At 45.3% G+C, this 22730-nt stretch carries 36 protein-coding genes, 1 rRNA gene and 2 pseudogenes; 14 read left to right on the plus strand and 25 right to left on the minus strand.

What is annotated here, in order from left to right; translation table 11 throughout:
- The 3 genes and pseudogenes from BLQ53_RS19090 to BLQ53_RS17105 all read right to left on the minus strand — a co-directional run.
- Positions 1-81 (minus strand): 16S ribosomal RNA (locus BLQ53_RS19090); the annotation flags it as partial.
- Positions 82-477: 396 nt separating this feature from the next.
- Positions 478-749: pseudogene (locus BLQ53_RS19480) on the minus strand (cation transporting ATPase C-terminal domain-containing protein); the annotation flags it as partial.
- Positions 750-751: 2 nt separating this feature from the next.
- A pseudogene (locus tag BLQ53_RS17105) lies at positions 752-2162 on the minus strand (cation-translocating P-type ATPase); the annotation flags it as partial.
- 177 nt (positions 2163-2339) lie between these two features.
- Between BLQ53_RS17105 and pdaB the strand changes: the two are divergent.
- Together pdaB and gerD are read left to right on the plus strand one after the other, a co-directional pair.
- A complete protein-coding gene (gene pdaB, locus BLQ53_RS17110; RefSeq protein ID WP_093728535.1) occupies positions 2340-3101 on the plus strand; it encodes a polysaccharide deacetylase family sporulation protein PdaB in 762 nt (253 codons plus the stop codon).
- A gap of 65 nt (positions 3102-3166) precedes the next feature.
- Positions 3167-3739: a spore germination lipoprotein GerD gene (gerD, locus tag BLQ53_RS17115; protein WP_093728536.1), complete on the plus strand. Its 573-nt coding sequence runs from the start codon at positions 3167-3169 to the stop codon at positions 3737-3739.
- A 50-nt stretch (positions 3740-3789) separates the two neighbouring features.
- Here gerD and BLQ53_RS17120 read toward each other — a convergent pair whose 3' ends face one another.
- Positions 3790-4851: an Mrp/NBP35 family ATP-binding protein gene (locus tag BLQ53_RS17120; protein WP_093728537.1), complete on the minus strand. Its 1062-nt coding sequence runs from the start codon at positions 4849-4851 to the stop codon at positions 3790-3792.
- A 100-nt stretch (positions 4852-4951) separates the two neighbouring features.
- Positions 4952-5674 (minus strand): N-acetylmuramoyl-L-alanine amidase CwlD, encoded by a 723-nt coding sequence (gene cwlD, locus BLQ53_RS17125; protein ID WP_093728538.1) that lies wholly within the window; start codon positions 5672-5674, stop codon positions 4952-4954.
- Positions 5675-5811: 137 nt separating this feature from the next.
- Between cwlD and BLQ53_RS17130 the strand changes: the two genes are divergently transcribed.
- Genes BLQ53_RS17130 through BLQ53_RS17145 form a run of 4 tightly spaced genes read left to right on the plus strand, consistent with a single transcriptional unit; the run spans position 5812 to position 7117 of the window.
- The gene (locus tag BLQ53_RS17130; protein ID WP_093728539.1) at positions 5812-6024 is read left to right on the plus strand and encodes a hypothetical protein; all 213 of its coding nucleotides are present in this window, start codon (positions 5812-5814) and stop codon (positions 6022-6024) included.
- A 20-nt stretch (positions 6025-6044) separates the two neighbouring features.
- Complete coding sequence (locus BLQ53_RS17135) at positions 6045-6476, plus strand: NUDIX hydrolase (RefSeq protein ID WP_093728610.1); 432 nt, start codon at positions 6045-6047, stop codon at positions 6474-6476.
- A gap of 12 nt (positions 6477-6488) precedes the next feature.
- Entirely contained in the window at positions 6489-6671 is a 183-nt protein-coding gene (locus BLQ53_RS17140) for a hypothetical protein (RefSeq protein ID WP_093728540.1), read from the plus strand.
- A gap of 11 nt (positions 6672-6682) precedes the next feature.
- On the plus strand, positions 6683-7117 hold the full coding sequence (locus BLQ53_RS17145) for a VOC family protein (RefSeq protein WP_093728541.1): 435 nt from the start codon (positions 6683-6685) through the stop codon (positions 7115-7117).
- A gap of 35 nt (positions 7118-7152) precedes the next feature.
- On the opposite strand, the gene BLQ53_RS17150 is transcribed toward BLQ53_RS17145, so the two are convergent.
- Positions 7153-8022, minus strand: a complete 870-nt coding sequence (locus BLQ53_RS17150) for a cation diffusion facilitator family transporter (RefSeq protein WP_093728542.1) — start codon at positions 8020-8022, stop codon at positions 7153-7155.
- A 229-nt stretch (positions 8023-8251) separates the two neighbouring features.
- On the opposite strand from BLQ53_RS17150, the gene BLQ53_RS17155 reads away from it, so the two are divergent.
- The 3 genes from BLQ53_RS17155 to BLQ53_RS17160 all read left to right on the plus strand — a co-directional run bounded on the left by BLQ53_RS17155 (position 8252) and on the right by BLQ53_RS17160 (position 9087).
- A complete protein-coding gene (locus tag BLQ53_RS17155) occupies positions 8252-8452 on the plus strand; it encodes a hypothetical protein (protein WP_093728543.1) in 201 nt (66 codons plus the stop codon).
- Positions 8453-8538: 86 nt separating this feature from the next.
- Positions 8539-8700 carry a hypothetical protein gene (locus BLQ53_RS19020; protein WP_170829757.1) on the plus strand — a complete coding sequence of 54 codons (162 nt, stop codon included), beginning with the start codon at positions 8539-8541 and terminating at the stop codon, positions 8698-8700.
- Between the two features lie 81 nt (positions 8701-8781).
- Positions 8782-9087, plus strand: coding sequence for a spore coat protein (locus BLQ53_RS17160; protein WP_244499391.1), 306 nt, complete (start codon positions 8782-8784; stop codon positions 9085-9087).
- Between the two features lie 111 nt (positions 9088-9198).
- Here the strand turns inward: BLQ53_RS17160 and BLQ53_RS19025 are convergent, their stop codons facing one another.
- Positions 9199-9339 carry a hypothetical protein gene (locus BLQ53_RS19025; RefSeq protein WP_170829758.1) on the minus strand — a complete coding sequence of 47 codons (141 nt, stop codon included), beginning with the start codon at positions 9337-9339 and terminating at the stop codon, positions 9199-9201.
- Positions 9340-9411: 72 nt separating this feature from the next.
- Between BLQ53_RS19025 and BLQ53_RS17165 the strand changes: the two genes are divergently transcribed.
- Positions 9412-9708: a hypothetical protein gene (locus tag BLQ53_RS17165; RefSeq protein WP_093728544.1), complete on the plus strand. Its 297-nt coding sequence runs from the start codon at positions 9412-9414 to the stop codon at positions 9706-9708.
- A 4-nt stretch (positions 9709-9712) separates the two neighbouring features.
- Positions 9713-10141 (plus strand): DUF7878 domain-containing protein, encoded by a 429-nt coding sequence (locus tag BLQ53_RS17170; protein ID WP_093728545.1) that lies wholly within the window; start codon positions 9713-9715, stop codon positions 10139-10141.
- A gap of 33 nt (positions 10142-10174) precedes the next feature.
- On the opposite strand, the gene BLQ53_RS17175 is transcribed toward BLQ53_RS17170, so the two are convergent.
- The 3 genes from BLQ53_RS17175 to BLQ53_RS17185 all read right to left on the minus strand — a co-directional run bounded on the left by BLQ53_RS17175 (position 10175) and on the right by BLQ53_RS17185 (position 11992).
- A complete protein-coding gene (locus BLQ53_RS17175) occupies positions 10175-10477 on the minus strand; it encodes a hypothetical protein (RefSeq protein WP_093728546.1) in 303 nt (100 codons plus the stop codon).
- Positions 10478-10575: 98 nt separating this feature from the next.
- Positions 10576-11385, minus strand: a complete 810-nt coding sequence (locus BLQ53_RS17180) for a glycerophosphodiester phosphodiesterase family protein (RefSeq protein ID WP_093728547.1) — start codon at positions 11383-11385, stop codon at positions 10576-10578.
- 76 nt (positions 11386-11461) lie between these two features.
- Positions 11462-11992, minus strand: a complete 531-nt coding sequence (locus BLQ53_RS17185; RefSeq protein ID WP_093728548.1) for a hypothetical protein — start codon at positions 11990-11992, stop codon at positions 11462-11464.
- Positions 11993-12052: 60 nt separating this feature from the next.
- Here BLQ53_RS17185 and BLQ53_RS17190 point away from each other — a divergent pair, with 60 nt between their 5' ends.
- The gene (locus BLQ53_RS17190) at positions 12053-12355 is read left to right on the plus strand and encodes a hypothetical protein (RefSeq protein WP_093728549.1); all 303 of its coding nucleotides are present in this window, start codon (positions 12053-12055) and stop codon (positions 12353-12355) included.
- A 26-nt stretch (positions 12356-12381) separates the two neighbouring features.
- Here the strand turns inward: BLQ53_RS17190 and BLQ53_RS17195 are convergent, their stop codons facing one another.
- On the minus strand, positions 12382-12906 hold the full coding sequence (locus BLQ53_RS17195; protein ID WP_093728550.1) for a dihydrofolate reductase family protein: 525 nt from the start codon (positions 12904-12906) through the stop codon (positions 12382-12384).
- Positions 12907-13262: 356 nt separating this feature from the next.
- On the opposite strand from BLQ53_RS17195, the gene BLQ53_RS17200 reads away from it, so the two are divergent.
- Entirely contained in the window at positions 13263-13580 is a 318-nt protein-coding gene (locus BLQ53_RS17200) for a PadR family transcriptional regulator (RefSeq protein WP_093728551.1), read from the plus strand.
- Complete coding sequence (locus BLQ53_RS17205) at positions 13567-14133, plus strand: DUF2812 domain-containing protein (protein ID WP_093728552.1); 567 nt, start codon at positions 13567-13569, stop codon at positions 14131-14133. The genes BLQ53_RS17200 and BLQ53_RS17205 overlap by 14 nt, the downstream gene beginning before the upstream one ends.
- 90 nt (positions 14134-14223) lie before the next feature.
- Here BLQ53_RS17205 and rpsI read toward each other — a convergent pair whose 3' ends face one another.
- The 14 genes from rpsI to BLQ53_RS17275 form a co-directional block, all read right to left on the minus strand.
- Positions 14224-14616: a 30S ribosomal protein S9 gene (gene rpsI / locus BLQ53_RS17210; RefSeq protein WP_038565267.1), complete on the minus strand. Its 393-nt coding sequence runs from the start codon at positions 14614-14616 to the stop codon at positions 14224-14226.
- Positions 14617-14637: 21 nt separating this feature from the next.
- Entirely contained in the window at positions 14638-15075 is a 438-nt protein-coding gene (gene rplM / locus BLQ53_RS17215; RefSeq protein WP_093728553.1) for a 50S ribosomal protein L13, read from the minus strand.
- 170 nt (positions 15076-15245) lie between these two features.
- Positions 15246-15989, minus strand: coding sequence for a tRNA pseudouridine(38-40) synthase TruA (gene truA / locus BLQ53_RS17220; RefSeq protein ID WP_093728554.1), 744 nt, complete (start codon positions 15987-15989; stop codon positions 15246-15248).
- Between the two features lie 11 nt (positions 15990-16000).
- Complete coding sequence (locus BLQ53_RS17225; protein ID WP_093728555.1) at positions 16001-16804, minus strand: energy-coupling factor transporter transmembrane component T family protein; 804 nt, start codon at positions 16802-16804, stop codon at positions 16001-16003.
- Positions 16801-17664 (minus strand): energy-coupling factor ABC transporter ATP-binding protein, encoded by an 864-nt coding sequence (locus tag BLQ53_RS17230; RefSeq protein WP_093728556.1) that lies wholly within the window; start codon positions 17662-17664, stop codon positions 16801-16803. The genes BLQ53_RS17225 and BLQ53_RS17230 overlap by 4 nt, the downstream gene beginning before the upstream one ends.
- Positions 17640-18473 (minus strand): energy-coupling factor ABC transporter ATP-binding protein, encoded by an 834-nt coding sequence (locus BLQ53_RS17235; RefSeq protein WP_093728557.1) that lies wholly within the window; start codon positions 18471-18473, stop codon positions 17640-17642. The genes BLQ53_RS17230 and BLQ53_RS17235 overlap by 25 nt, the downstream gene beginning before the upstream one ends.
- A gap of 205 nt (positions 18474-18678) precedes the next feature.
- On the minus strand, positions 18679-19032 hold the full coding sequence (gene rplQ / locus BLQ53_RS17240) for a 50S ribosomal protein L17 (protein WP_093728558.1): 354 nt from the start codon (positions 19030-19032) through the stop codon (positions 18679-18681).
- A gap of 47 nt (positions 19033-19079) precedes the next feature.
- Positions 19080-20024 carry a DNA-directed RNA polymerase subunit alpha gene (locus BLQ53_RS17245; RefSeq protein ID WP_093728559.1) on the minus strand — a complete coding sequence of 315 codons (945 nt, stop codon included), beginning with the start codon at positions 20022-20024 and terminating at the stop codon, positions 19080-19082.
- 185 nt (positions 20025-20209) lie between these two features.
- Positions 20210-20599 carry a 30S ribosomal protein S11 gene (rpsK, locus tag BLQ53_RS17250; RefSeq protein ID WP_093728560.1) on the minus strand — a complete coding sequence of 130 codons (390 nt, stop codon included), beginning with the start codon at positions 20597-20599 and terminating at the stop codon, positions 20210-20212.
- A gap of 18 nt (positions 20600-20617) precedes the next feature.
- Positions 20618-20983, minus strand: a complete 366-nt coding sequence (gene rpsM / locus BLQ53_RS17255) for a 30S ribosomal protein S13 (RefSeq protein ID WP_093728561.1) — start codon at positions 20981-20983, stop codon at positions 20618-20620.
- Between the two features lie 22 nt (positions 20984-21005).
- Entirely contained in the window at positions 21006-21119 is a 114-nt protein-coding gene (rpmJ, locus tag BLQ53_RS17260) for a 50S ribosomal protein L36 (protein WP_003156543.1), read from the minus strand.
- 35 nt (positions 21120-21154) lie between these two features.
- Complete coding sequence (gene infA, locus BLQ53_RS17265; RefSeq protein WP_038565240.1) at positions 21155-21373, minus strand: translation initiation factor IF-1; 219 nt, start codon at positions 21371-21373, stop codon at positions 21155-21157.
- 4 nt (positions 21374-21377) lie between these two features.
- Positions 21378-21686, minus strand: a complete 309-nt coding sequence (locus BLQ53_RS17270; RefSeq protein ID WP_093728562.1) for a KOW domain-containing RNA-binding protein — start codon at positions 21684-21686, stop codon at positions 21378-21380.
- Between the two features lie 382 nt (positions 21687-22068).
- Positions 22069-22719 carry an adenylate kinase gene (locus BLQ53_RS17275; RefSeq protein ID WP_093728563.1) on the minus strand — a complete coding sequence of 217 codons (651 nt, stop codon included), beginning with the start codon at positions 22717-22719 and terminating at the stop codon, positions 22069-22071.
- Positions 22720-22730 lie beyond the last annotated feature (11 nt).

Below are 22730 nucleotides of genomic sequence, written 5' to 3' on the forward strand. Positions count from 1 at the left end.
ATCTGGTTTCCTGCGCTCGACTTGCATGTATTAGGCACGCCGCCAGCGTTCGTCCTGAGCCAAGATCAAACTCTCCATGAAAGTGTTGATGCTTTGCTCGTTAGAGCTGACGTTGATCTTAATGATCATGTCGTTTAGTTCGTAATTGGTTGTTTTGTTCAGTTTTCAAGAATCAAGTTGTTGCCGCTTGTTTCAGCGACTAGAACATCTTATCATGTCTCAGTTGTTTTTGTCAACGACTTTTTATAAAAAACTTGATAATCTGTTTGGCGTGTTTTTTCGTCTTACCTTAGCGCCGTTTAACAGTATACGACCTATTTCGATATGAGTCAACAGCTTTTTTCTATTAAATTTCAAAAGCCGCCCAGAGGCCCTTGTATGAAGCTCTCTGGCCTTAGGAGAATAATGGTGTTCCCAACTCTAATCAGCTTATTTTAGCATAAAAAAAGCCCCGTGCATAACGGAGCTCTCCTGGTTTTATCTGATTCTATTGCGTATAGCTTTGATGATTTCCATCAAGATGACAGCTGCCAGGGCAAGCCCTGCGGCAATGGACAATTCCTCCAACCGAAAGCTTCCGGAATTGAAAAGATACTGCGCACCCCCGGCAATATGTAATCCCGTAAAGTAAGAAGCAAATAGCTACTGCACCGAGTACGTACTTATTTAGTCAGAAAACCTACTTTGAAAATCGTCTGCGTGTTTGATCTTGCAGAAAATGTCTGAAGTGTCCTTGCAAGTATAAGCGTCGCTCATCACTTAATGGCTGTTCCATTCCATCAATCAAGATGTGGGTGCATCTTTCGAACATGACATCGGATTCGCCTTTAGTCAGCATCAATCTTTTTTTCATCCAAATGATAGACAGTCGACATCATTTTCCGGTCAGAATCGAATGGCAGCTCCATTCCCGCTCATTTTTCTTCTCGCAGGCGAGCGGGATCCAGTCCCATATTCTTACCGAAATGAATCAGCGCCGTTTCTGTGGGATCTCCAATTTTGGGCTCCTTCCTCACTTACACTGGAGTCGTTACAGAGTACCGCGATGTCAAGAAGCAACTGCTCCGATTTACTCCGCTGGGATGCATCTTCTATCGTTTGCCCTGATTGTCCTGGAATGAATGTATCGGTTACGGTCATTTTGTTTTGCGTCAGCGTCCCTGTCTTATCGGTACAGATAACGCGTGTGGAACCTAACGTCTCTACAGCCCGGAGCCTGCGTATGATCGCCTGCTGCTTGGCCATCTTGGTCGTCCCGACAGCCATGACGATTGTAAAAATGGAGGATAATGCTAATGCTTCCGGTATGGCCGCCACCGCGACTGCAACCGAGAAAGTAAAGGCATTTAGGAAACCCTGGGTCATATCCGCTTGACCATCCCCGAACCAAAGCCGGGCAGCTTGGGAAGCGAAGATCAAAATACACAGTATCAGGACAGCAATCCCCAGTTTCTTACTGAATTCATCCCGCTTCTTCTGCAGGGGCGTCTGCTTGGATTCAGCTGTCTCGATCATATCGGCAATCCGGCCAATCTCCGTATCCTGGGCATAATAGCAGTTACGACAAAATTTCCTCTGCCATTTACTACAAGTGATCCGCTATGTACCATATTGACACGATCACCAATAGAAGCTTCTTCATCAATCACTTCGGTATTCTTCTCTGCTGCTTCCGACTCTCCGGAGAGCATACCTTCATTGATCTTCAACGCTTCACCGCTTATCAGCCTTCCATCAGCAGGCACGTAGTCCCCTGCATCAAGTTGGACGACCCCCCCTTTGTCAACTCTTTGGCGGGCACCGTCTTACTTTCTCCATTACGTACGACTTTAGCTGATGGAGCCGATTTCCAATGAGCTTTCTGCTTTCTTTGTCTGAACCACACTGATGACGCTATTGAGTATAATCACCAAGAAGATGATGACGGATTCGACCACTTCCCCCAATGCCAGCTGTACCGCAGCTGCGACAAGCAGGACGATGACCATCGCATCCTCAAAAGTGCCAAGGAACAGCTTCCATACCGGATCCTTTTCCTTCCCTTTTAATTCATTGTATCCATCCGATTCAAGTCTCCGCCGAGCTTCCTCTTCCAATAACCCTTCTTTCAAGGTCCCTAATTCCTGTAAGACTGCTTCTGTATCCATGCCGTGCGCCTTCACTTCATCGCTCCTTTCTAAGTTTCCCTCCTATTTGTTTCCACCAACTGACCGAAATGGAATCAACTTTTTTGTAAAGATACTGTCAGTTGTATTATCAGATAGCAGACAAGCATCATGTTTGAGGACAGGCATGCATAGAATGGAACTACTACGGGAGCAGCGAAGGGAATGATATGCATGCAGCACTTTTATGTATTCCGTTTCAACAAATGGAAAAGATGGGCGTTCGTCGTGGCAGCAGCAATGTTCACGGCATTGATCATCTGGATGGAGACGAGCAGTTCATTATCCGTCTTTTCTTCAAAGGAAAAGCCGGCAGCATTGACACAAGGAAGCAAGGATGAGCCCAATATCGCCCTCACCTTCAATATAAGCTGGGGAGATACACAAGCTATCCCTATACTGGATGAATTGAAGGAACAGAATGTGAAAGCAACCTTCTTCGTCAGCGGCGAATGGGCGGAGCGTCATCCGCAGATTGTCGACCGGATCGTCGAGGATAAGCATGAACTGGGAATGATGGGATACCGCTACAAGAGTTATATCGAACAAGAGCCCGCTCAAATCAGAAAAGATCTCTCCTACGCAAAAGAGATTTTCCGTAAACTCGGGCACGAAGATATCGAATTGCTTCGTGCACCAGCAGGAGATTTCAATACCGAAATCATTCAATTGTCTGAAACACTCGGCATGAAAGTGATCCAATACAGCGTGAATCCACAGGACTGGCGCAACCCAGGCACGCAGCTCATCGTGGATGAAGTCATGGAAGAAGCAAGCAATGGCGATATCATCCAGCTGCATGCTTCTGATTCAGTCAAACAGACCGAAAAGGCCTTGGAAACCATCCTGCCGGCACTGAAGAATAAAGGCTACCATTACGTGACCGTCAGTGAATTGATTGCCGGGGGATCTCCGGAACTGAAAGAAGTGAACTGATGCATAATCATTGCTCCTTCTGCGCAAAGTAAGAGTACTTACTATAGAGGAAGGAGCACGTGATTATGTTTGTAAGGTTAGTGCCGATCCTGATATTATCCCTGTTCGTGCTTGCTTCATGTACAGGCGGCCAAGCCGCAGAAAACAGCCAGCCGGATTATGATACGACCAAGCAGATGGTCGCAGATATATTGAAAACAGACGAAGGCAAGAAAGCCATTTCGGAAGTGATGTCTGATGAGACGATGCAGGATTTGGTTTCATTGGATGCCAGCAAAGTAGAAGATGCTATCAATAAATCGTGGACCTCGGAGGAAGGACAGAAATTTTGGAAAGAGCGCTTTGAGGATCCGGAATTTGTCGCCGCCTTTGCGAAGAATATCGGACCCGAGCAGAAAAAGCTCGTCAAAGATCTAATGAATGATTCCGATTTCCAAAAACAGATGCTGCAGCTCTTACAAGACCCGAAAGTACAGGAGCAAATGCTCCATGTCATGAAAAGCCAGGATTTCCGCAAAGAGCTGGAAAAGACCATCCAGGAATCAGCCGAAACGCCGATGTTTGAACAAAAGCTGATGCAAACTGTCCAAAAGGCATTGGAAGAAGCACAGTCCAAACAAAAAGAAAAACAATCATAAATAGCTTCCCCAAATAAAAATAGCTGAGAGCAAATCGCTCTCAGCTATTTTTATTGCATGTATTTTTCCAAGATCGCTCTTGCCAAGTCATCGTACGCATCTCCAAGCGGATGATCCTCCTGGTAGACAGCCGGCGCAAAAACATCTTCTTCTTTATAAGGCTGTGCAAGCGGCAAGCGGCCGATCACTTCTGTATCAAGTGCATCCGCGAGCTTGTCCCCTCCGCCTTGTCCGAATACATATTCCTTCTCACCCGTTGCCTGTACTTCGTAGTACGCCATGTTTTCCACTACACCTAGGATTTCATGCTCGGTGCGGATCGCCATCTGTCCCGCGCGTGCTGCGACGAAGGCCGCATTTGGATGCGGTGTAGTGACGATGATTTCCTTGGAGGACGGCAGCATTGTGTGGATATCCAATGCGACATCCCCTGTTCCTGGTGGCAGGTCGACAAGCAAGTAATCCAGATCATCGCCCCATTGTACTTCCTTGAAGAAGCTTGTCAGCATCTTACCGAGCATTGGTCCACGCCAGATGACTGGGCCGTTGTCCTCGACGAAGAAGCCCATGGAAATGACCTTCACGCCAAAGCGCTCCACTGGTGTGATTTTGTCATCGACAACTTCCGGCCGTTTCTCGATACCCATCATTTCCGGAACACTGAAACCATATATGTCCGCATCGATGATACCGACTTTGAAGCCGATTCGTGCCAGCGCCACTGCCAAGTTAACAGTTACAGTTGATTTGCCGACACCGCCTTTGCCGCTGGCGATGTTGATGAATTTCGTTTTCGTATCCTGGTCCAGCAACGATTTCTGTTTACCGGATGATTGCGTTTGGCTGTAGCGCTCGACTATTTCCTGTGGAAGCTGGTCGAAGCGCAATCCCACTGTTGCAGCACCCGCACTTTTCAGGACATTAACAATTTCTTGCTGCAGCTGCATCTGTTCTGCTGTATTCGTTTTACCAACCAAGATTTTCACGCTGACATGCCGTTTCTCTTCTTTGATCCGGATATCGGCGATGGCGCCGGTTTCCCCCAGCGTCGTATGTAGAAAAGGATCTTCGATATCATTCAGAAGCTCCCTTACTTTTTCTTCTGTCACCATGTGAACGCCCCCTACCTAGCTTGTTCCGGAAAACGGTTTCCAGACTGCTTTTACCGCTAGTATAACACATTCTGAACAAGGCTAGGCAAGCGGCGCTCGGTCATTCATCTTCCGGCATCTTCTCAGTTGTATAGCGGAGGATACCTTCATAAATACTGAAGGCCATTTTGTCCTGATAAACGCTGTCCTTCAAAAGCTCCAACTCCCGCGGGTTCGACATGAAGCCAATCTCGACAAGCGCACCCGTAGGTTCCGTATGTTTCAGAAGATACATCGTATTCAATGACAGCGGTACTCGTTTCGTATTCTCCAGATTGCGTTTGATTTCATCCTGGATGAATGTTGCCAACGCTTTACTACCTGTTCTATCTTCATTATAAAACGTCTGGGCTCCTGACCATTTGGTAGAGAGCAATGCATTTGTATGGATGCTGATATAAAAGTCCGCTTCCTTTTCTTCAATAAAAGCCACTCGATTCCGGATATCCTCTGATTTCCGATTGGAAAGCCCTTTTGTATCTTCATCCGCAAGATCCACATCATCTTCCCGGGTTAAATAGACAAGTGCTCCGCCCTGTTGCAAATAGTCCCGCAACATTTGCGAAACCGCTAAAGTTATACCCGCTTCCTGCGTTCCATCTGCACCTTCTGCACCGCCATCCACACCGCCATGGCCCGGGTCGATTACGATTGTCTTCCCGGCCAATGGCAAGGACCAGGAATGAGATGACTCTTCCGTCGTGACGATTTTCGGTACATAGTACGCGAGCAGCATGATAAACAGCGCAGCTGCTATTGCTCCTGCAATCCATCTTCTAGTCATTCATACTTCCTCCCATACCGCGCATTTGTACACTATATGGGACAACCATTCCGGATATACGCTCTTCTTTGGAAATCATGCCGGCACTGGTATAATGAAGCTAGCATTACCAAGTATGATAGAAAAGGACGTACAACATGAAATTCGATAATCAAACGAAACGCTTATATTTGAATGTTGGCATTTATATCGTGTTGGGTGGTTTGAGTGTTTTGCTCTACTTGCTCCATGACAACTTGATCATTGTGGGTATCTGTTTGCTTGTCAGCTACTTGATCAGTTACGGTATCTCCAATTCACTTTTTCCTCGCAGCAAAGATACTTTCTACCCAAAAGATGAAAGGAAGTAGTTAGGTTGGCAAACTATATCATGGATTTACGCGAAATGGTCGGCAGACGTCCGCTCGTCATGGCTGGTGCCGGTGTCATTGTCCGGAATAAGGAAGGCGAGCTGCTGTTGCAGCTGAGATCGGATACAAAAGATTGGGGACTTCCAGGGGGTGCGCTGGAGCTCGGAGAATCATTGGAAGGTACAGCCAGACGCGAGCTTTTCGAGGAGACGGGGCTGCACGCAGAACGCTTCAGCTTTTTGCGAATATGTTCAGGGCCCGAGTTCTATGCTCAGTATCCAAACGGAGACGAAGTGTACAATGTTATCTCTGTTTATGAGGCCAACGGCATTTCAGGTGAATTCTCCATGACTGATGGCGAAAGCTTAGACCTCCGCTATTTCCCGCTTGATGATCTACCTGAACTCAACCATATCACCCGGAAGATGCTTACAGACTTACTCATTCCATAAAGGGGCACGAGCATGACAAGAAAAACGTGGATGTACTTATTCATCATGCTGAGCGGTTTTGCAATCGGCATCTACAACAACTTCACCAACATCGGAACACTGCTGCTCATGACGGTGCTCATTGCAGCCGCAGTAATCATGATCCTTGTCAACATCAGTGTATTGCTTAAGAACCGGCGACAAAAAAAACGATAGGAGTGTTTACCGTGAATCAAATCAATCTTATTTGTTTAGGCGTCAAAGACATGCAAGCCTCACTCGCATTCTACCGCAATGGCCTGGATTTTGAGACAAGCGTCAAGGAAAACTCACCGAATATCGTATTTTTCAATAACAGAGGGACGAAGCTGGAACTGTATCCGCTTGAAGAATTGCAAAAAGATATCCATGCTGCTACCCCGCCCCAAGCAACTGCCGGATTCCCGGGATTTACACTGGCTTATAATGCCAAAACCGCGCAAGAAGTCGATTACGTGATTGACAAGGCGGCACGAGCTGGTGCCACAATCGTCAAGCAGCCACAGCGTGTCGATTGGGGCGGCTACAGCGGTTACTTCACTGATCCTGATGGGTATTATTGGGAAGTTGCATTCAGCGAGCATTGGAAGTTCGACGAAAACAATATGTTGATCATTGATTAAAGCAAAAAGCCAGAAGCATGTACGCTTCTGGCTTTTTATTGCGGCTCGACATGGACATTGACCCAATAGACACCGTGTTCCCGTTTCAGCGTCTTCTCGACTGTCGTCGCCACATCATGGGCTTTTCGGATATCCAGAGTGGAGTTGACCAAGATTTCTGTATCGACAATGGTATTATTGCCATAGCTTCTTGCTTTCATTGTCTTTATGCCCTTTACCCCTTGAATTTGCATAATGGTTTCTGTATAAGCTGCCATCAAGGTTTCATCAAAACCATCGGTGAGCTGGTGGGAAGAGGAAGTGAAAATTTCCCACGCTGTCTTACAGATAATCAAACCGACAATGATTGCTGCCAACGGATCCAGCCATGGCAAGCCTAGCTGGGAGCCAATAATACCAATAACCGTTCCAATACTTACAAGTGCATCCGATAGATTATCCTTTGCCGCTGCCTTAACAGATTGACTGTTTATTTTTGTTCCTAATCGCATATTGTACCGGTATACGAGGAACATGACGATTGCCCCGAATATGCCTGTCCAAGCCGCCATCATATCCGGCGCCTCATTAGAACCGTCAAACACATTCAATACCGCTGTATACAATACTTGCAGGCCGACTGTCATCATGATGAAGGAAGCAATGAGACTTGCTACTGTCTCCGCTTTCCAATGTCCGTATGGGTGATCGGCATCCGGCGGTTTCCGCGCCAGCTTCAACCCAATCAGCACAGCAACAGAAGCCACGATATCCGTAGCATTATTCAAACCGTCCGCCCGCAAAGCAGCCGATCCGCTTATGAATGCAATGATCAATTTTAAACAGGACAAGACAAGATAAGCACCGATGCTGATATAGACTCCGCGCTCTCCCATCCTCAGTTCCTTGTATTTTTCATTTTCCAACGCCTCGTCAGCCCTTTCATTCCAGTTCCATCATCATATCAGTCAACCAACAGGTGGGTCTATAGCAACGTTTTTTCAAGCTGCCATATGAATAGACGCCAGCTAATAGTTTTTCCTTGGGCAAAAGCGCAGACAATTCCTAAAATGTGAGCTAATCAAACGATTGATCAAAATAGGCACCATCCGCCCATCCGCGCATAAGCTAGCGTGAGGAAGGAGCGATGATCAGTTGAATAACAATAATACTGTCATTGTCGATGAGGAAAGATATGAGTTCATCGCAACAGTCATTTCTTATATAGGCTTGATTCTGACAGTGATTGGCGCAACGATTGCCTTGTATATTTCGTATGCCTCCTATAAAAGATCAATAAAGAATGCTGGTAGCGGAGACGGATATGACGCTGTTACAACTGCTGTTATTGCATAAGCATGAAGATGCCTCTTGTTTGCTACAATGGTAACAGAGGCTCTTTTTATGAAGAGTTTCGAAGGCAAGCCTAAGGAGGATGAAGAATGAAGGAAGACTTGGAACAACGCATCCGATTGCTCGAGCTCGAGGTAGAGAAAATGAAAGAAGAAAACAAACAATCCAGACACACCTGGATATGGGCCTTCGTTCCAATCCTTGCATTGTTAATCCCGATAGCAGCCATCTTTCGCGATACCTTCAATTAAAAAAGTAACTTCATTAGGCTGCTGTACTGCGCCTTCCGCTCTTGCCCTTCATACAATGGCACAGAAAGGAAGGTGTTTTTCATGCAAGAACAAAACCATACGCTTGTACCATATCAAGCTGACGAACAAGTTCACTATTCGTATCCGGTTTACACGGATGAATACCGACGTCGCCCAGGATTTGGCTTCGGTGGCTTCGGTCGCCCGGGATTCGGCTATGGACGTCCCGGTTTCGGTTATGGCGCCCCATTCCTTGGTGGTGTCGTTGGTGGATTGATCGGCAGCAGTTTGCTTTATCCGCCTTATTATTACCGGCCACGACCTTACCCATACTATCCTTATCCATACCCGTATTACAATTACCCTTATTACGGATACGGATATTAATATACGAAAGAGGGACGACACTCCCTCTTTTTATTTTTGTATCGTATTCAGAACCCTTTCAGTGATAGTTAGAATATCGTTTTCATCTCTTATGACGAATAGATAATCTGCCTAATCTGCCGAAGGCTCACTCGCTTCATTCATCTGCCTGTCCAAAACCTGCTCGAATCCGGGAACTGTCCGGAGTATGGCTGTGTCCCGATTTCCTTTAGCCATCCGTTTCCTGAGCGTCATAGTGAAGAATCTCTCCATATTCCCCTCCAATACACCAATCCACAATTTGGATTTTCGTGTTATATTTAGTGTGTCAGAGAGGTGGAATGTATGAAAAGATTCCTGATTATTTTCATTCCGTTATTCCTGCTTGCCACATCTCTTGGTGTGGGCGGACAAGACCTTGCATACTGGATGCAAAACCACGTGTATGATATGTGGCCAATCTATTATGTGACCATTTTTTGCGTGATTAGTATTGTGTTATACCTTATTGGGATCATTCTTTTAATCGTTTATCTTTATAAACAAAAGAAACAGATCTTTATATACATATTAGGTTATCTGATCATAGCCGGTAATGTATCGTTTTGGTCCTTCATCGCGACTGTTATGTGGTGGGGTTGAGAAAATGAAATTGAGTATAAACTTTGAATTCAACTCTGATTTCAATCATCTCTCCTCCCGTGAGAGAAGACAATTCGCCAACTTCCTGCTTGTTGAAGGTCTGTTGGAAATCAAGATAGATGGTATTGCATATTTTTACGAGGAAGGATGTCCCTTGCTGGAGTTATATTTGCAATTGGAGAGATGGCTGAGGAAGCCTTTCTCGAAACGCGGTGACTTCCTTTATCATACGCTGGAGCTGGATGGGGAGGAACCTTATTTAGCTATCCTTCACTTTCAGGATTTTGCCCGCCTGCGTGTCATTTGGCCGGAAACAGAATTGTACAATGTCTTTCATGCCACATACTTGCATAAGAAATTGGAAGAGCTTCGAGATCGGCTCGGACCCGTGATAGAGCAGCATTATCATTTAAAACTGAGACATTTCCGCTGAAGAAAGCACACCGATGTCTGCGGTATGCTTCCTTCAGTAACTGCTTCCTCTGCGGCTCATTTTCACAAATGCCGCGATGAGCATCAATGCACCCGGCACGAGAAAGTATAATAGCACGCCATAAATACCGACTGCTGCTGCCACAATCAAGAGAAATCCAGCGAGCATCGGTTTCCGCTCAATCAAGATAGCAGCGATGATACCAAGAATACCAGCTGCAATTCCAAGCAGTCCAAAGTTGCCTACAGTATACGAATCGTCGATTAAGGTGAAAAACATAGCGAGGAGTGAAGCGATGATCCCGAATATGCTTCCCACGGTTGCGACTGTTTTCATAGAAAAACTCCCTTCTTTGCTGCATAATATCTCTATATCACCCCAGACCGAAGCTAAACATACCGCCACAAAAAAAGGAATAAATCACTAGCTATGATCTATTCCTTCATCACATTCATCAAATATGCCGGATTATCAGAGAAGATACCATCTACTTCATGTTGGAGCATTCTCTTGGTCCACTCTCTTTCGTCACCTCGGTAATAAGCATGGATCTCCAATTCGTGCTGCTGAATCAGGTCCACTGTTGCTTCGTCCAAGATTCCTGCATAAATCCCGACACCAAATGCTGTCTCTTTCAATGCTTGAAGATCCTTTTCATTCAACTGCTCTGCGTCTTTCTTTTTCAGCAGCTGTACAAGCGTAAGTTCCGGATCCAGTTCATGCAAGGTGCGAATGCTGTCTTTACTGAACGACTGCAGGATCACTTGATTCCTCGGGATAGCATATTGATCCAGCAATTGCAGTAATCCCTCCTCCATCACAAGCTCTCCTGCTTCATCCTCCCGTGTCTCGATATAATAATACACTCCACTGCCATACCAATCCAGAATTTCTCCCAACGTAGGTACCGTTTGCCCTTCTCCGGCATCGAGTGCCTTTACCTCCTCCAAGGTCAGCTCCTCGACCAAGCCCTTGCCGTCAGTCGTCCTATCGACAGTTTCGTCATGCATTGCAACCAGTTCACCATCCGCCGTCCTGCGCAAATCGATCTCGATATAATCTGCTCCATCTTCCAGCGCCTGATCATAAGCAAAAAACGTATGCTCAGGCTGGACGGCCGAAGCTCCGCGATGTGCGATGATCAATGGTTCATAGTCCGTAACGCCTGAAGCCTCCGATTGAATCGAGGAACAGCCAGTCAGCAGCAACAGACCTGCCAATAATAATGTAATAGATTGTCTCATACTGCTAACTTAATGGAGCACGATACGAATTACCATGCAGGCAGTGTTAAGATTAAAAACACAGGCCGATTACAATTTACATTGTCTTTATATTGGAATGATATGTATCGATGATTGGATGGAATTCGCTGCATATTTCTCTTAACTTCCCTTGATCCGTCATAGCCAAGTCCAACACATCGGCACTGATATATAACACACGATCTTCTGTATGGAACATTAGATTGGAACACTTTCTGCCTTGGGCGGTTTGTTTACATAGGGCATACACAGCGTCTGCGGTAATGTCTTTAACCGTCATGGCCATGTATTTAGTTCCTCCCTCGTCTGTCAGGTAAGTTTCCTTCCAATTGGAAATTCTGACGGCATCCTTCAAGTGCTGCTTCTCCCAAATTCGCGTCGAGCCTATATAGTAACCAATAATGCCTGTCATAGATATGAGTGAATGTACAGGAAAGATAGAGTGAACAAAAGCCCGAAGTATAGGCAGATTCGAATTATTCTCGAAATCAGAAGTCAACAGCCGCAGCCGATGGGAAGCGGGCGTTTGAAAATAGATCGTAGTATCAATATTGAGGAAATCCAGTTGTTCAATCGAAAAGCTCATGTAGAACTCCTTGTCTTTTAAGTGAATTATGTTATGTTGCTAGTAAAAGGAGGGATTTCCATGACCGCATCCGAATGGCTGCTGGCACAAGGTCTATCTTTAAGAGATATCGATTTCATTGAAACGATGATCGTAAATCAATCTGTCTACGAACAAGGAGGATTGCATCAAGAACAATTAGTGACACTCATGCTCCGGCAATTCCCACACCATACATATTGTGTCTATCCAATCATGACCATGACTGATTTCAGCAAGCTGCTGGTAACGAACAAGCTTTCCGTCAATGGTCGGGAAATCATCAGCCGTTTTCGTGAACAGGGCTTATGTACAGCATTATGTATCCGTATGCTCGAAGAATGAGTGATATCTTTTCGTTGATAGGCAAATTATGATTTTTTCACCTCGTAATGCAGTTCCACAAACTGATTGAATGTCCTCGTCTGTTTTAAATTAAGGCTAGCCTGGTACTCTCCTTCTTTGAACAAAGGTATTCCACTGCCAAGAAGTACAGGTGCCAGTGTAAGAATCAATTCATCGACTAACTGCACTTTCATAAATGCAGAGAGAAGTTCCCCGCCGCCAACAATCCATATACTTTTTCCCTCTTGCTGTTTCAGCTGATTGGTAAAGGATACAATATCCCCATGGACAAACTGTACATGTTCCGTACCTTTTTCATCGGTACGCGTAAAGACATAACAAGCTTTATTCTGATAGGGAAAGTCTTCTGCATGGTCCATTATCCAATCATATGTCCGCTTCCCCATCAACACCGTATCAACCGATTCATAGAATTCTGTATAGCCGTTATCTCCTTCCACCGAAAAAAGCCAATCCAATGAATCTTCCTTGGTTGCTATATAGCCGTCAAGACTTGCTGCGATAAATAGTATTAGTTTGCGAGTTTGCATTACAGATCCTCCTCAAAACTAGAATCCTTTATTCAAGTTTATCAAAATATGCAATACGTTAGTCATATAAGTAAGAGATTGTCACACTACCCGTACTTTTAGATAAAACAGCCAACCAAATGGTATTCGATTAAAGGTATTAATGATTATATGGAAATATAGAGAATTAGTATTTAATTGAATATGATTACACATAAACTCACTTCTATTATAGGAAAGCGACCTTTTAGTGATTTCATCAAACTTTTCACTTTTAGTTCCTTCACCACCCCTAAAATGGTTTGACTATTCAGTTGAACTGTATTATCCTTTTATTAAGTTGAACTATATAGTCAAACTGAATAAAGGATGAGCTTATGAAACATAAATTATTACCGTTATCCGAAACCATGCACTATATCTTATTAGCTCTGCGTGAGCCGCTCCATGGCTATGCTGTAATGCAGAAAATAGAAAAAATAAGTAACGGTTCAGTCATTTTAGCAGCTGGAACGTTATACGGCGCAATCGAGAACTTGCATAAGCATGGTTGGATTGAACCTGTTGGAGAGTCCGGTCGAAGAAAAGTCTATATGATAACTTCAGAAGGAAATGCCATTTTGAAGATGGAACAAAATAGGTTATTGCATATTTTATCTCTTTACGAAAGAAGTGAATCGAATGAGAAAATTTAAGATGTTCTTTGATATTGAAAAACAAGAACAATGGCTGAACAAGCAGTTGCACAAAGGCTATCGTTGTACCCATATCAGCGGGTTAGGAATATACACGTTCGAGGAAACTGATAAAAGATATGTAATGCGAATGGACTATCAAGATTATCTATCAAAGCAAAAATTCAAAGATTATAAAGGGCTATATGAAGATTTTGGTTGGGTATATATAGCTGGATCTCGGCTTGGCGGGCATTATTGGCAAAAAGAAGATGATAATCAAAATGAAATCTTCTCAGATCGCCAATCAAGGAGTAATTATTATAAAAGGCTGATGAATTATTCAGCTGGCTTCGGTTTAATGCTTCTATTCATTTCTTATCTTATTTTCAATGATTCAGGATTATATTTAGCTGATGGCCTTTGGAGTATGGAAGGTACTTTATTTTGGAAAGCATTTTTATTTGAAACTCCATTTGTACTTTTGAGATCGATTCCCTTTCTGATGGCCGTTTTCTTTGGCTGCAGTTTCTATAAAGCTTTTCGAAAGTATTCAACGTTGAGGGAAGGATAAAACAAGGAATACGTAATACTTTAAATCATATAGATAACAAAAAAAGACCCCCAACCAAATGGTTGAGAGTCTTTCGTCCGTATCCCAAAATTAACGTTTTGAGAACTGTGGAGCGCGACGTGCACCTTTAAGACCGTATTTTTTACGCTCTTTCATACGTGCGTCACGAGTTAGGAAGCCAGCTTTTTTAAGTGTTCCGCGGTACTCAGGATCTGCTTCAAGAAGCGCACGAGAGATACCGTGACGGATAGCACCTGCTTGTCCTGTGAATCCACCACCCTGTACAGTTACAAGAACATCGTAGTTGCCAGCAGTTTCTGTTGCAACTAGAGGTTGGTTGATGATTGTACGAAGTGTTTCGTATGGGAAGTAATCTTCCGCACTACGGTTGTTTACTGTTACTTGACCTGTGCCTGGTACTAGACGTACGCGGGCAGTAGAGCTTTTACGGCGACCGGTGCCGTAGTATTGTACTTGTGCCACTATCGTTTACCTCCTTTTTAATTAACCGCGAAGTGTATAAGCTTCTGGTTGTTGTGCTTGGTGTTTGTGCTCAGCGCCACGGTATACGTGAAGCTTTTTGATCATTTTACGTGCAAGTGGTCCCTTAGGAAGCATGCCTTTAACAGCAAGCTCAAGCATTTGCTCAGGGTATTTTGTACGCATTTCGTCAGCTGTACGTTGTTTCAAACCACCTGGGTGGTTTGAGTGACGGTAGTAGATCTTGTCAGCAAGTTTGTTACCAGTAAGTTCAATTTTCTCAGCGTTGATGATGATTACGTTATCACCAGTGTCGGCATGTGGAGTGTAAGTTGGTTTGTGCTTACCGCGCAGGATAGCAGCAACTTCACTTGCAAGACGACCAAGAGTTTGGCCTTCTGCATCCACAACAAGCCATTTGCGTTCGATATTGCTTTCGTTCGCCATGAATGTTGTACGCATGTCATTTCCTCCATTTTTTCGATTGAATCGTTCATTTATTATTCTACACAATTAGTCTTCCGGGGCTAATCGTGGTATAGAAATAAAATGCCATGAACCATAGTATATCATCACAGACCCACATGTCAAGAGCATGTAACACCCGAACGCGTTGTTTTAGAAAAAAGTTTTCAGTAGTCCACTTTCCACAGGCACAGGCCGCTCGCTGCAGCGGTTTTGCTTGCCTCGTGCCGGTCCTTGGACGCGAGGATCCTAGCCATGTCTTCGGGCTCCTTGCGGCCGTTCCCGATGTCGATCAGTGTACCTGCTAAAATACGCACCATATTATAGAGAAAACCGCTGCCCGTAAACGTGAAGACAAGCATGTCCTCTTGCTTTTCACATACGGCTCCATAGATGGTCCGGATTTTATCTCCTTTGACTCCTGTCCTGGCGGAGCAAAAAGCGCTGAAATCATGTGTTCCTTCGATTGCTTTGATTGCCTGCTGTATCCTGGATGTCTCCAGCTGATAGGGTACATGATGCACATAGTGCCGCTTGAACACATCCTGCTCAGGCGCATTATGGACAAAGTACTTGTACTGCTTGCGCTTCACGCTGTAGCGCGCATGGAAACCTTCCTCTGCTTCCGTTATATCCGTTATCCTGACATCATCCGCAAGCAGCGTATTAAGTGCCTTGCGCCAGTTGTAGTCGCCCATTCGGAGTTCCGTATCAAAATGGATGACCTGGCCTCTGGCATGCACCCCCGCATCTGTGCGGCCTGATGCTTGGATCCTGATTGGCTGGCCTTTATGGATTTTCATAAGCGCCTTTTCCAGCTCACCCTGCACCGTACGGTTTTTCTCCTGCACCTGGAAGCCGGAAAAATGCGTGCCATCATAGCTGACTGTCGCCTTCATTCGTTGCGTCATCTTCGTAACTCCTAACTGTAATCTCTCGTTATCAAGGCCGCAGCGACCACCACAATGAAAAGGATAAGTGCCGCAACATCCCGCTTCATCACGCGCAGTTCCCGGAGCTTGGTCCGTCCTTCTCCGCCGCGATAGCCTCGAGCCTCCATTGCCATAGCAAGCTCCTCTGCCCGCTTAAACGCACTGACAAACAAAGGCACCAATAATGGGATAACGGCCCGTACACGCTCCCTGAATGGGCCTGTACGGAAGTCCACACCTCTGGAGGCTTGCGCATTGGATATCTTTTCGGTTTCCTGAAGCAAAGTCGGGATGAACCGCAAGGAAATGGACATCATCAATGCCAGTTCATGCACCGGGAACTTGAATCGGCGAAGTGGTCCAAGCAAGGACTCGACGCCATCAGTGATTTCAATCGGTGTTGTCGTCAGCGTAAGCAGCGATGTCAAAAGGATAAGCAAAAAGAATCGCAGCGAGATGACAGCTCCTTGCTCCAGTGCTCCGCTATAGATCGGCAGCCCGAATATATTCACTAATACAGTGCCTTCCTTTGTGACAAATAAGTGCAAGATAAAAGTAAAAACGATCAGGAACCATACCGGTGTTAATCCTTTGGCAATGAAACGCCATGGCACCTTCGTCAAGAGCGTACCCCCGATCGCAAACACCGTGAAAAGCGCATAACTAAAGACATTATTGGCAAAGAAAATGAAAATCACATAAAAGAAGATGATCAGCATCTTGATCCGTGGATCCATTCGGTGAACGATGCTGTTTGTTGGAACATATTGACCGATAATCAATAGATTGTTCATTCTCTCTCACCTGCCAAATCCGCCAGCTGCTTCGCTAGCCTGTCGATATCCTCTCCTTCATAAACGACCGTTTTACCGAAACGCTCAGATACTTTCTGAAGGAATTGAAATATCTCCGGCACATCAAGCTGCACTTTTTGAAGAGCCTGCCGCTGCTGGAATACTTCGACAGGAGGTCCTTCCATATACTTTTCCCCCTTATCGAGTACAAGCATATGATCAGCATAGGTGAGCGCATCCTCCATACTGTGCGTCACCAATATCGTCGTCAGCTCCTGTTCCTTATGAAGGCGATGGAACATGTCCATGATCTCCCGCTGACCACGTGGATCCAGTCCTGCCGTAGGTTCGTCCAGGACGAGAACACGCGGCCGGACGGCAAGCACACCCGCAATGGCTACGCGACGCATTTGACCACCGCTCAGCTCGAAGGGGGATCTGCTTAGCAAGGATAAATCCAACCCTACCGCTTCTGCACTTTCTTCTACCCGCTTGTGAATCTCTTTTTCCGGTACCCCGAAGTTACGCGGTCCGAAGGCAATGTCTTTCTCCACCGTCTCTTCGAATAGCTGATGTTCCGGATATTGGAATACGATCCCGACTTGTTTGCGGAGCTCTTTGGCTTGCTTGGGCTTCTTATTCGGTTCCAGCGTATGCCCCCCGATCCGCACGCTTCCGCTGGTAGGTCTGACGAGTCCGTTCAAGTGCTGCAGCAAGGTGGATTTGCCGCTGCCAGTGTGTCCGACGATGGCGGTGAAGCTCCCTCCGGGCAGATGGAAGGATAAATCTTTCAGTGCCTTGTGCTCAAACGGGGAGTTGGCCTGATACGTATAATCTACTTGTTCAAATGTAATGTCCATAGTGCATCCAACAACTCCTCGTGATCAATCGGCTGCTCAGTCAGGCTGATGCCCTGACTTTCCAAAGCATGAGCAAGCTGGGTGACAAACGGCACATCCAAGCCAATCTGCTGTAATTCTGACTGCCTTTTCACTAATTCCCTTGGCACAGTAGTCGTCCATATTTCCCCATCATTCATCACCAGCACCCGATGCGCCTGCATCACTTCATTCAAGTCATGGGTGATCGTAATCAAACCAAGTTGCTGCGCTGCTTGAACACGGTGAACAGTATCAAGTATTTCTTTCCTCCCAAGAGGATCAAGCATCGCAGTGGCTTCATCCAGTATGATGACGCTTGGCGAAATAGCCAATACACCTGCAATGGCCACACGCTGCTTTTGTCCGCCTGATAAACGATATGGCTCGTGCAGTAAGTATTCCTGCATCCGCACCTGCTCTAGAGAAGAAGTGATTCGGTTCATCATCTCCGAACGAGGCACGCCACGATTTTCTAAACCGAAAGCTACATCATCCCGCACAGTCGTACCGACGAATTGATTATCGGGGTTTTGGAATACCATACCGACCTGGCGCCTTATCTCCCAAATACTCTCTTCACTCAGCGGTATACCATTGATGAGAATTTCCCCTTCAGTCGGAAATAACAGTCCATTCATCAGTTTAGCAATCGTTGACTTGCCTGAACCATTATGTCCAATGATCGCCAGCCATTCCCCAGCTTTCACTTGGAAACTGACGTTGCGAAGTACATAGGGCTGCTCCTCTTCATAGCGGAAAGAAACATTCTTGAATTCAATCGCGTACATGCATTTCGTGCTCCTTCGTCATTACCCGACTATTTCCGGGGAAATACTTAAACGTGTCTGTCCGTTCCTGTCATTTCTATAGCTAGTATAAAGAAATCAGGCCAAAAAGAAAAGCAAGCGCACGTTAAAGGCGCTTGCTTCGTCTGTAAAAGAAAAAGGGCCGGAATACACCTCGTGGTAGAGATTTTCCTGCCCTTGTATTGCTTTATACTAGTTCAATGATTGCCATAGCCGCACCGTCACCACGACGCTGTCCAAGTTTCAACACGCGTGTGTAACCTCCTTGACGTTCTTCATAACGTCCGGCAATATCGCTGAATAGTTTTTGTACTGCGTCTTGGTTCTCATCTGCTTTAGTACCGTATAGGAAAGCTGCAGCTTGACGACGAGCGTGAAGATCTCCACGTTTGCCAAGAGTGATCATTTTTTCTACTACAGAACGAAGCTCCTTCGCTTTCGCCTCCGTTGTTTCCAATCTTTCGTGAACGATAAGATCAGTTGCAAGGTTGCGCAAAAGCGCCATACGAGCATCAGTAGTACGTCCTAACTTTCTAGCCATAGGTTATCCCTCCCTTTCCTGGTGTCAAAATGCTCCGCTAGACGGGATCAGTCTTCTTTACGAAGACCAAGTCCTAAATCGATTAGTTTCTTTTTAACTTCTTCTAATGATTTACGTCCTAGGTTACGCACTTTCATCATATCTTCTTCAGATTTATTAGCAAGCTCTTGCACCGTGTTGATACCAGCACGTTTCAGACAGTTGTAGGAACGGACAGACAAGTCCAATTCTTCGATCGTCATCTCAAGAACTTTTTCTTTTTGGTCTTCTTCTTTTTCAACCATGATTTCGGCATTCTGTGCTTCATCTGTAAGACCTACGAAGATATTCAAATGCTCCGTATAAATCTTCGCACCAAGAGAAACTGCCTCTTCAGGTCGGATACTGCCGTCAGTGTAAACGTCCAACGTCAGTTTATCGAAGTTAGCCAGCTGGCCAACGCGCGTGTTCTCCACTTGATACGTCACTTTTGAAACTGGCGTAAAGATGGAATCGATCGGAATGACACCAATCGGCTGATCTTCATGTTTATTCTGATCAGCTGGACGGTAGCCACGGCCGCGTTCAGCCGTTAGCTTCATATGGAAATGAGCGTTTTTGCCCAATGTCGCAATATGAAGATCCGGATTCAACACTTCCACATCACTATCGAATGTGATGTCAGCAGCGGTTACTTTCCCTTCACCTTGTACATCGATCTCCAACGTTTTTTCTTCATCGGAGTAGATTTTGAGAGCCAGTTTCTTCAAGTTCAAAATGATGGTTGTCACGTCTTCTACTACGCCTTCAATCGTAGAGAATTCATGGAGCACGCCATCAATTTGAATGGATGTTACAGCAGCGCCAGGAAGTGAGGATAATAGGATACGACGCAAGGAGTTTCCTAGTGTAGTACCATATCCACGTTCAAGCGGTTCTACAACGAACTTTCCAAATGTAGCATCATCGCTGATCTCAACCGTTTCAATCTTTGGTTTTTCAATTTCGATCATTTATAAAGCCCTCCTTTAAAACGTCGAAACCCCGGTTAGAATCGCTCCTAACCGAAATTCCCCATATTGCGGTTCCCGTTTCTGCATCTTGACGATACGGTCTTACTGTATGACCTGATCGCTTTTAAGCTATCATAACCCATTATAGACACGGATACAAATTCTATACAGCAAGCAGGAAAAACTTATACGCGACGACGTTTTGGCGGACGGCAGCCGTTATGTGGAACTGGAGTGACGTCACGGATCGCTGTCACTTCAAGACCTGCAGCTTGAAGGGAACGAATCGCAGCTTCACGACCAGCACCAGGGCCTTTAACTGTTACTTCCAAAGACTTCATGCCGTTTTCGACAGAACCTTTAGCAGCAGCTTCAGCAGCCATTTGTGCAGCAAATGGAGTAGATTTACGGGAACCTTTAAAACCAAGGGAACCTGAGCTGCTCCAGCTGATTACGTTACCTTGTACATCAGTAATCGTAACGATTGTGTTGTTGAAAGTAGAACGGATGTGAGCAATACCTGTTTCGATATTCTTTTTCACACGACGTTTACGAGTTTGTTGTTTACGAGCCATGTTCATTTACCTCCTTACTTATTTTTTCTTGTTAGCGATTGTGCGGCGTGGGCCTTTACGAGTACGAGAGTTGTTCTTCGTTTTCTGACCACGAACCGGCAATCCGCGACGGTGGCGAAGACCACGATAAGAACCGATCTCAATCAAACGTTTGATGTTAAGGGATACTTCACGGCGAAGATCACCTTCAGTAGTGTAGCTGTCAATTGCCTGACGGATTCTGGATAGTTCGTCTTCTGTAAGATCACGAACGCGCGTATCTTCAGAAACACCAGCTTCTTTTAGTACGTTTTTAGCTGTAGTTTTTCCAATACCATAGATGTATGTTAGGGAAATAACTACGCGTTTGTCACGTGGAATATCAATACCTGCTATACGTGCCATTAGCTACGTGCACCTCCTTGTATTATCCTTGTTTTTGCTTATGCTTAGGATTTTCACAGATTACCATTACTTTGCCTTTACGACGAATGACTTTGCATTTTTCGCAAATCGGCTTTACAGATGGTCTTACCTTCATCATCTATTCCTCCTTTAGTATCGGAGCTAGTCAAATTATTTATAACGGTACGTAATACGTCCTTTAGTCAAGTCGTAAGGGGAAAGCTCTACCGTTACTTTATCTCCAGGAAGAATTCGAATGAAGTGCATACGAATTTTACCGGAAACATGTGCTAAAACGGTGTGGCCATTCTCTAACTCCACCTTGAATTGCGCATTCGGCAATGTATCGGTGACAGTTCCTTCTACTTCAATTGCATCATCTTTCGCCATCGGTCTATCTCCCTTCTTCAAATCTCTTCACGGTATGATTGACATAAGTAGATATCGCAAATCGCAGTTTACCATTGGTTACGCGACCAGCTTCTAGAAGGCTGCGGCGGACTTCCGGTGATACGTAAGGCAGCAGATCCACATGGCGCAAAGCCTTGCGCTTCGGTGAATCGAACCTGCGTTTCTCCCCGTCGGCAAGCAACACAAAACGACTGTCAATTATTCGAATGACAATCGCAAGCTGGCCTGCTTCTCGCCCATGTACGATACGAACAACCTGACCGATCCGTGGACTTGCATCCGTTTCGCTCAAACATGATCACCTTCATCATAGCTTATTTCGAAGCTGTGCGTAAGTTAGCATTATATGCTGCAAACAAAGAGCATATTCTACCACTTTTCTGCCTGGAAGTCCAGGTTAGAAAAGCTGCATGTTAGGGAATCTATATTAAGTCCACAAATTGAATCACAATTTGTTTCATGATTGTTCATATTCAGCCTTGTCAATTAGCGTCAGGATATCAGTAAGGCTCGGTTCCGATGATGGAAGCTTGAACGAATCTCATATTGCAGATCGTTTCAACTCTACCACGAGGTCTATTATACTCTATCAAGGGACAGAATGCATCCTTACGCTATCTCGAGTGCAAAGAGCGATTCCATCCGTACAAAAGAGTATAGTTTGCACACCTGTATCAGCGAAGATTTTTCAAGCGCTGATCGATGTCGTGGAAGACCTGATCGATTGCTTGGTCACCGTTCACTGTTACAAGATAGCCCTTATCGTTGTAAAAGTCCAATATCGGCTTTTGCTGTTCGATATTGACTTCTAAACGTTTTTTCACCGTTTCCGGCTTATCGTCGTCTCGCTGGATCAGCGCCGTACCATCCTTGTTACAGACCCCTTCTTCTTTCGGAGGATTGAAAACAGTATGATACGTAGTGCCGCATGTCGGACAAACCCATCTGCCAGATAAACGCTCCACCAATTTCTCCTGCGGAACCTCTACATGTAAGACGTAATCTACATTAGCATTCAATTCGTCCAGCAATGCGTCAAGCGCCTGGGCCTGAGCAAGCGTACGAGGAAAACCGTCAAGTAAAAATCCGTTATTGGTGTCATCCTTGCCCAAACGGTCTCGGACTATACCAATTGTTACTTCATCCGGAACTAGTTTCCCCTGGTCCATGTAAGCTTTCGCTTCACGGCCAAGCTCCGTTCCTTCTTTTATTGCAGCTCGGAACATATCTCCTGTTGAGATATGAGGGATGCTATATTTATCAACAATCTTATCTGCCTGAGTACCTTTACCGGCACCTGGCAGACCCATAAGAATCAAGTTCAACGAAATTCCCC

This window comes from Terribacillus halophilus (genome assembly GCF_900101385.1).
GTDB lineage: Bacteria > Bacillota > Bacilli > Bacillales > Amphibacillaceae > Terribacillus > Terribacillus halophilus.

What these genes read in the sequence shown, in the direction of transcription:
- pdaB (WP_093728535.1), top strand. Translation starts at nt 2,340, where the DNA reads ATGCAGCACTTTTATGTATTCCGTTTCAACAAATGGAAAAGATGGGCG.
- gerD (WP_093728536.1), top strand. Translation starts at nt 3,167, where the DNA reads ATGTTTGTAAGGTTAGTGCCGATCCTGATATTATCCCTGTTCGTGCTT.
- BLQ53_RS17120 (WP_093728537.1), bottom strand. Translation starts at nt 4,851, where the DNA reads ATGGTGACAGAAGAAAAAGTAAGGGAGCTTCTGAATGATATCGAAGAT.
- cwlD (WP_093728538.1), bottom strand. Translation starts at nt 5,674, where the DNA reads ATGACTAGAAGATGGATTGCAGGAGCAATAGCAGCTGCGCTGTTTATC.
- BLQ53_RS17130 (WP_093728539.1), top strand. Translation starts at nt 5,812, where the DNA reads ATGAAATTCGATAATCAAACGAAACGCTTATATTTGAATGTTGGCATT.
- BLQ53_RS17135 (WP_093728610.1), top strand. Translation starts at nt 6,045, where the DNA reads ATGGATTTACGCGAAATGGTCGGCAGACGTCCGCTCGTCATGGCTGGT.
- BLQ53_RS17140 (WP_093728540.1), top strand. Translation starts at nt 6,489, where the DNA reads ATGACAAGAAAAACGTGGATGTACTTATTCATCATGCTGAGCGGTTTT.
- BLQ53_RS19020 (WP_170829757.1), top strand. Translation starts at nt 8,539, where the DNA reads ATGAAGGAAGACTTGGAACAACGCATCCGATTGCTCGAGCTCGAGGTA.
- BLQ53_RS17160 (WP_244499391.1), top strand. Translation starts at nt 8,782, where the DNA reads ATGCAAGAACAAAACCATACGCTTGTACCATATCAAGCTGACGAACAA.
- BLQ53_RS19025 (WP_170829758.1), bottom strand. Translation starts at nt 9,339, where the DNA reads ATGGAGAGATTCTTCACTATGACGCTCAGGAAACGGATGGCTAAAGGA.
- BLQ53_RS17165 (WP_093728544.1), top strand. Translation starts at nt 9,412, where the DNA reads ATGAAAAGATTCCTGATTATTTTCATTCCGTTATTCCTGCTTGCCACA.
- BLQ53_RS17170 (WP_093728545.1), top strand. Translation starts at nt 9,713, where the DNA reads ATGAAATTGAGTATAAACTTTGAATTCAACTCTGATTTCAATCATCTC.
- BLQ53_RS17175 (WP_093728546.1), bottom strand. Translation starts at nt 10,477, where the DNA reads ATGAAAACAGTCGCAACCGTGGGAAGCATATTCGGGATCATCGCTTCA.
- BLQ53_RS17180 (WP_093728547.1), bottom strand. Translation starts at nt 11,385, where the DNA reads ATGAGACAATCTATTACATTATTATTGGCAGGTCTGTTGCTGCTGACT.
- BLQ53_RS17185 (WP_093728548.1), bottom strand. Translation starts at nt 11,992, where the DNA reads ATGAGCTTTTCGATTGAACAACTGGATTTCCTCAATATTGATACTACG.
- BLQ53_RS17190 (WP_093728549.1), top strand. Translation starts at nt 12,053, where the DNA reads ATGACCGCATCCGAATGGCTGCTGGCACAAGGTCTATCTTTAAGAGAT.
- BLQ53_RS17195 (WP_093728550.1), bottom strand. Translation starts at nt 12,906, where the DNA reads ATGCAAACTCGCAAACTAATACTATTTATCGCAGCAAGTCTTGACGGC.
- BLQ53_RS17200 (WP_093728551.1), top strand. Translation starts at nt 13,263, where the DNA reads ATGAAACATAAATTATTACCGTTATCCGAAACCATGCACTATATCTTA.
- BLQ53_RS17205 (WP_093728552.1), top strand. Translation starts at nt 13,567, where the DNA reads ATGAGAAAATTTAAGATGTTCTTTGATATTGAAAAACAAGAACAATGG.
- rplM (WP_093728553.1), bottom strand. Translation starts at nt 15,075, where the DNA reads ATGCGTACAACATTCATGGCGAACGAAAGCAATATCGAACGCAAATGG.
- truA (WP_093728554.1), bottom strand. Translation starts at nt 15,989, where the DNA reads ATGACGCAACGAATGAAGGCGACAGTCAGCTATGATGGCACGCATTTT.
- BLQ53_RS17225 (WP_093728555.1), bottom strand. Translation starts at nt 16,804, where the DNA reads ATGAACAATCTATTGATTATCGGTCAATATGTTCCAACAAACAGCATC.
- BLQ53_RS17230 (WP_093728556.1), bottom strand. Translation starts at nt 17,664, where the DNA reads ATGGACATTACATTTGAACAAGTAGATTATACGTATCAGGCCAACTCC.
- BLQ53_RS17235 (WP_093728557.1), bottom strand. Translation starts at nt 18,473, where the DNA reads ATGTACGCGATTGAATTCAAGAATGTTTCTTTCCGCTATGAAGAGGAG.
- rplQ (WP_093728558.1), bottom strand. Translation starts at nt 19,032, where the DNA reads ATGGCTAGAAAGTTAGGACGTACTACTGATGCTCGTATGGCGCTTTTG.
- BLQ53_RS17245 (WP_093728559.1), bottom strand. Translation starts at nt 20,024, where the DNA reads ATGATCGAAATTGAAAAACCAAAGATTGAAACGGTTGAGATCAGCGAT.
- rpsK (WP_093728560.1), bottom strand. Translation starts at nt 20,599, where the DNA reads ATGGCTCGTAAACAACAAACTCGTAAACGTCGTGTGAAAAAGAATATC.
- rpsM (WP_093728561.1), bottom strand. Translation starts at nt 20,983, where the DNA reads ATGGCACGTATAGCAGGTATTGATATTCCACGTGACAAACGCGTAGTT.
- rpmJ (WP_003156543.1), bottom strand. Translation starts at nt 21,119, where the DNA reads ATGAAGGTAAGACCATCTGTAAAGCCGATTTGCGAAAAATGCAAAGTC.
- infA (WP_038565240.1), bottom strand. Translation starts at nt 21,373, where the DNA reads ATGGCGAAAGATGATGCAATTGAAGTAGAAGGAACTGTCACCGATACA.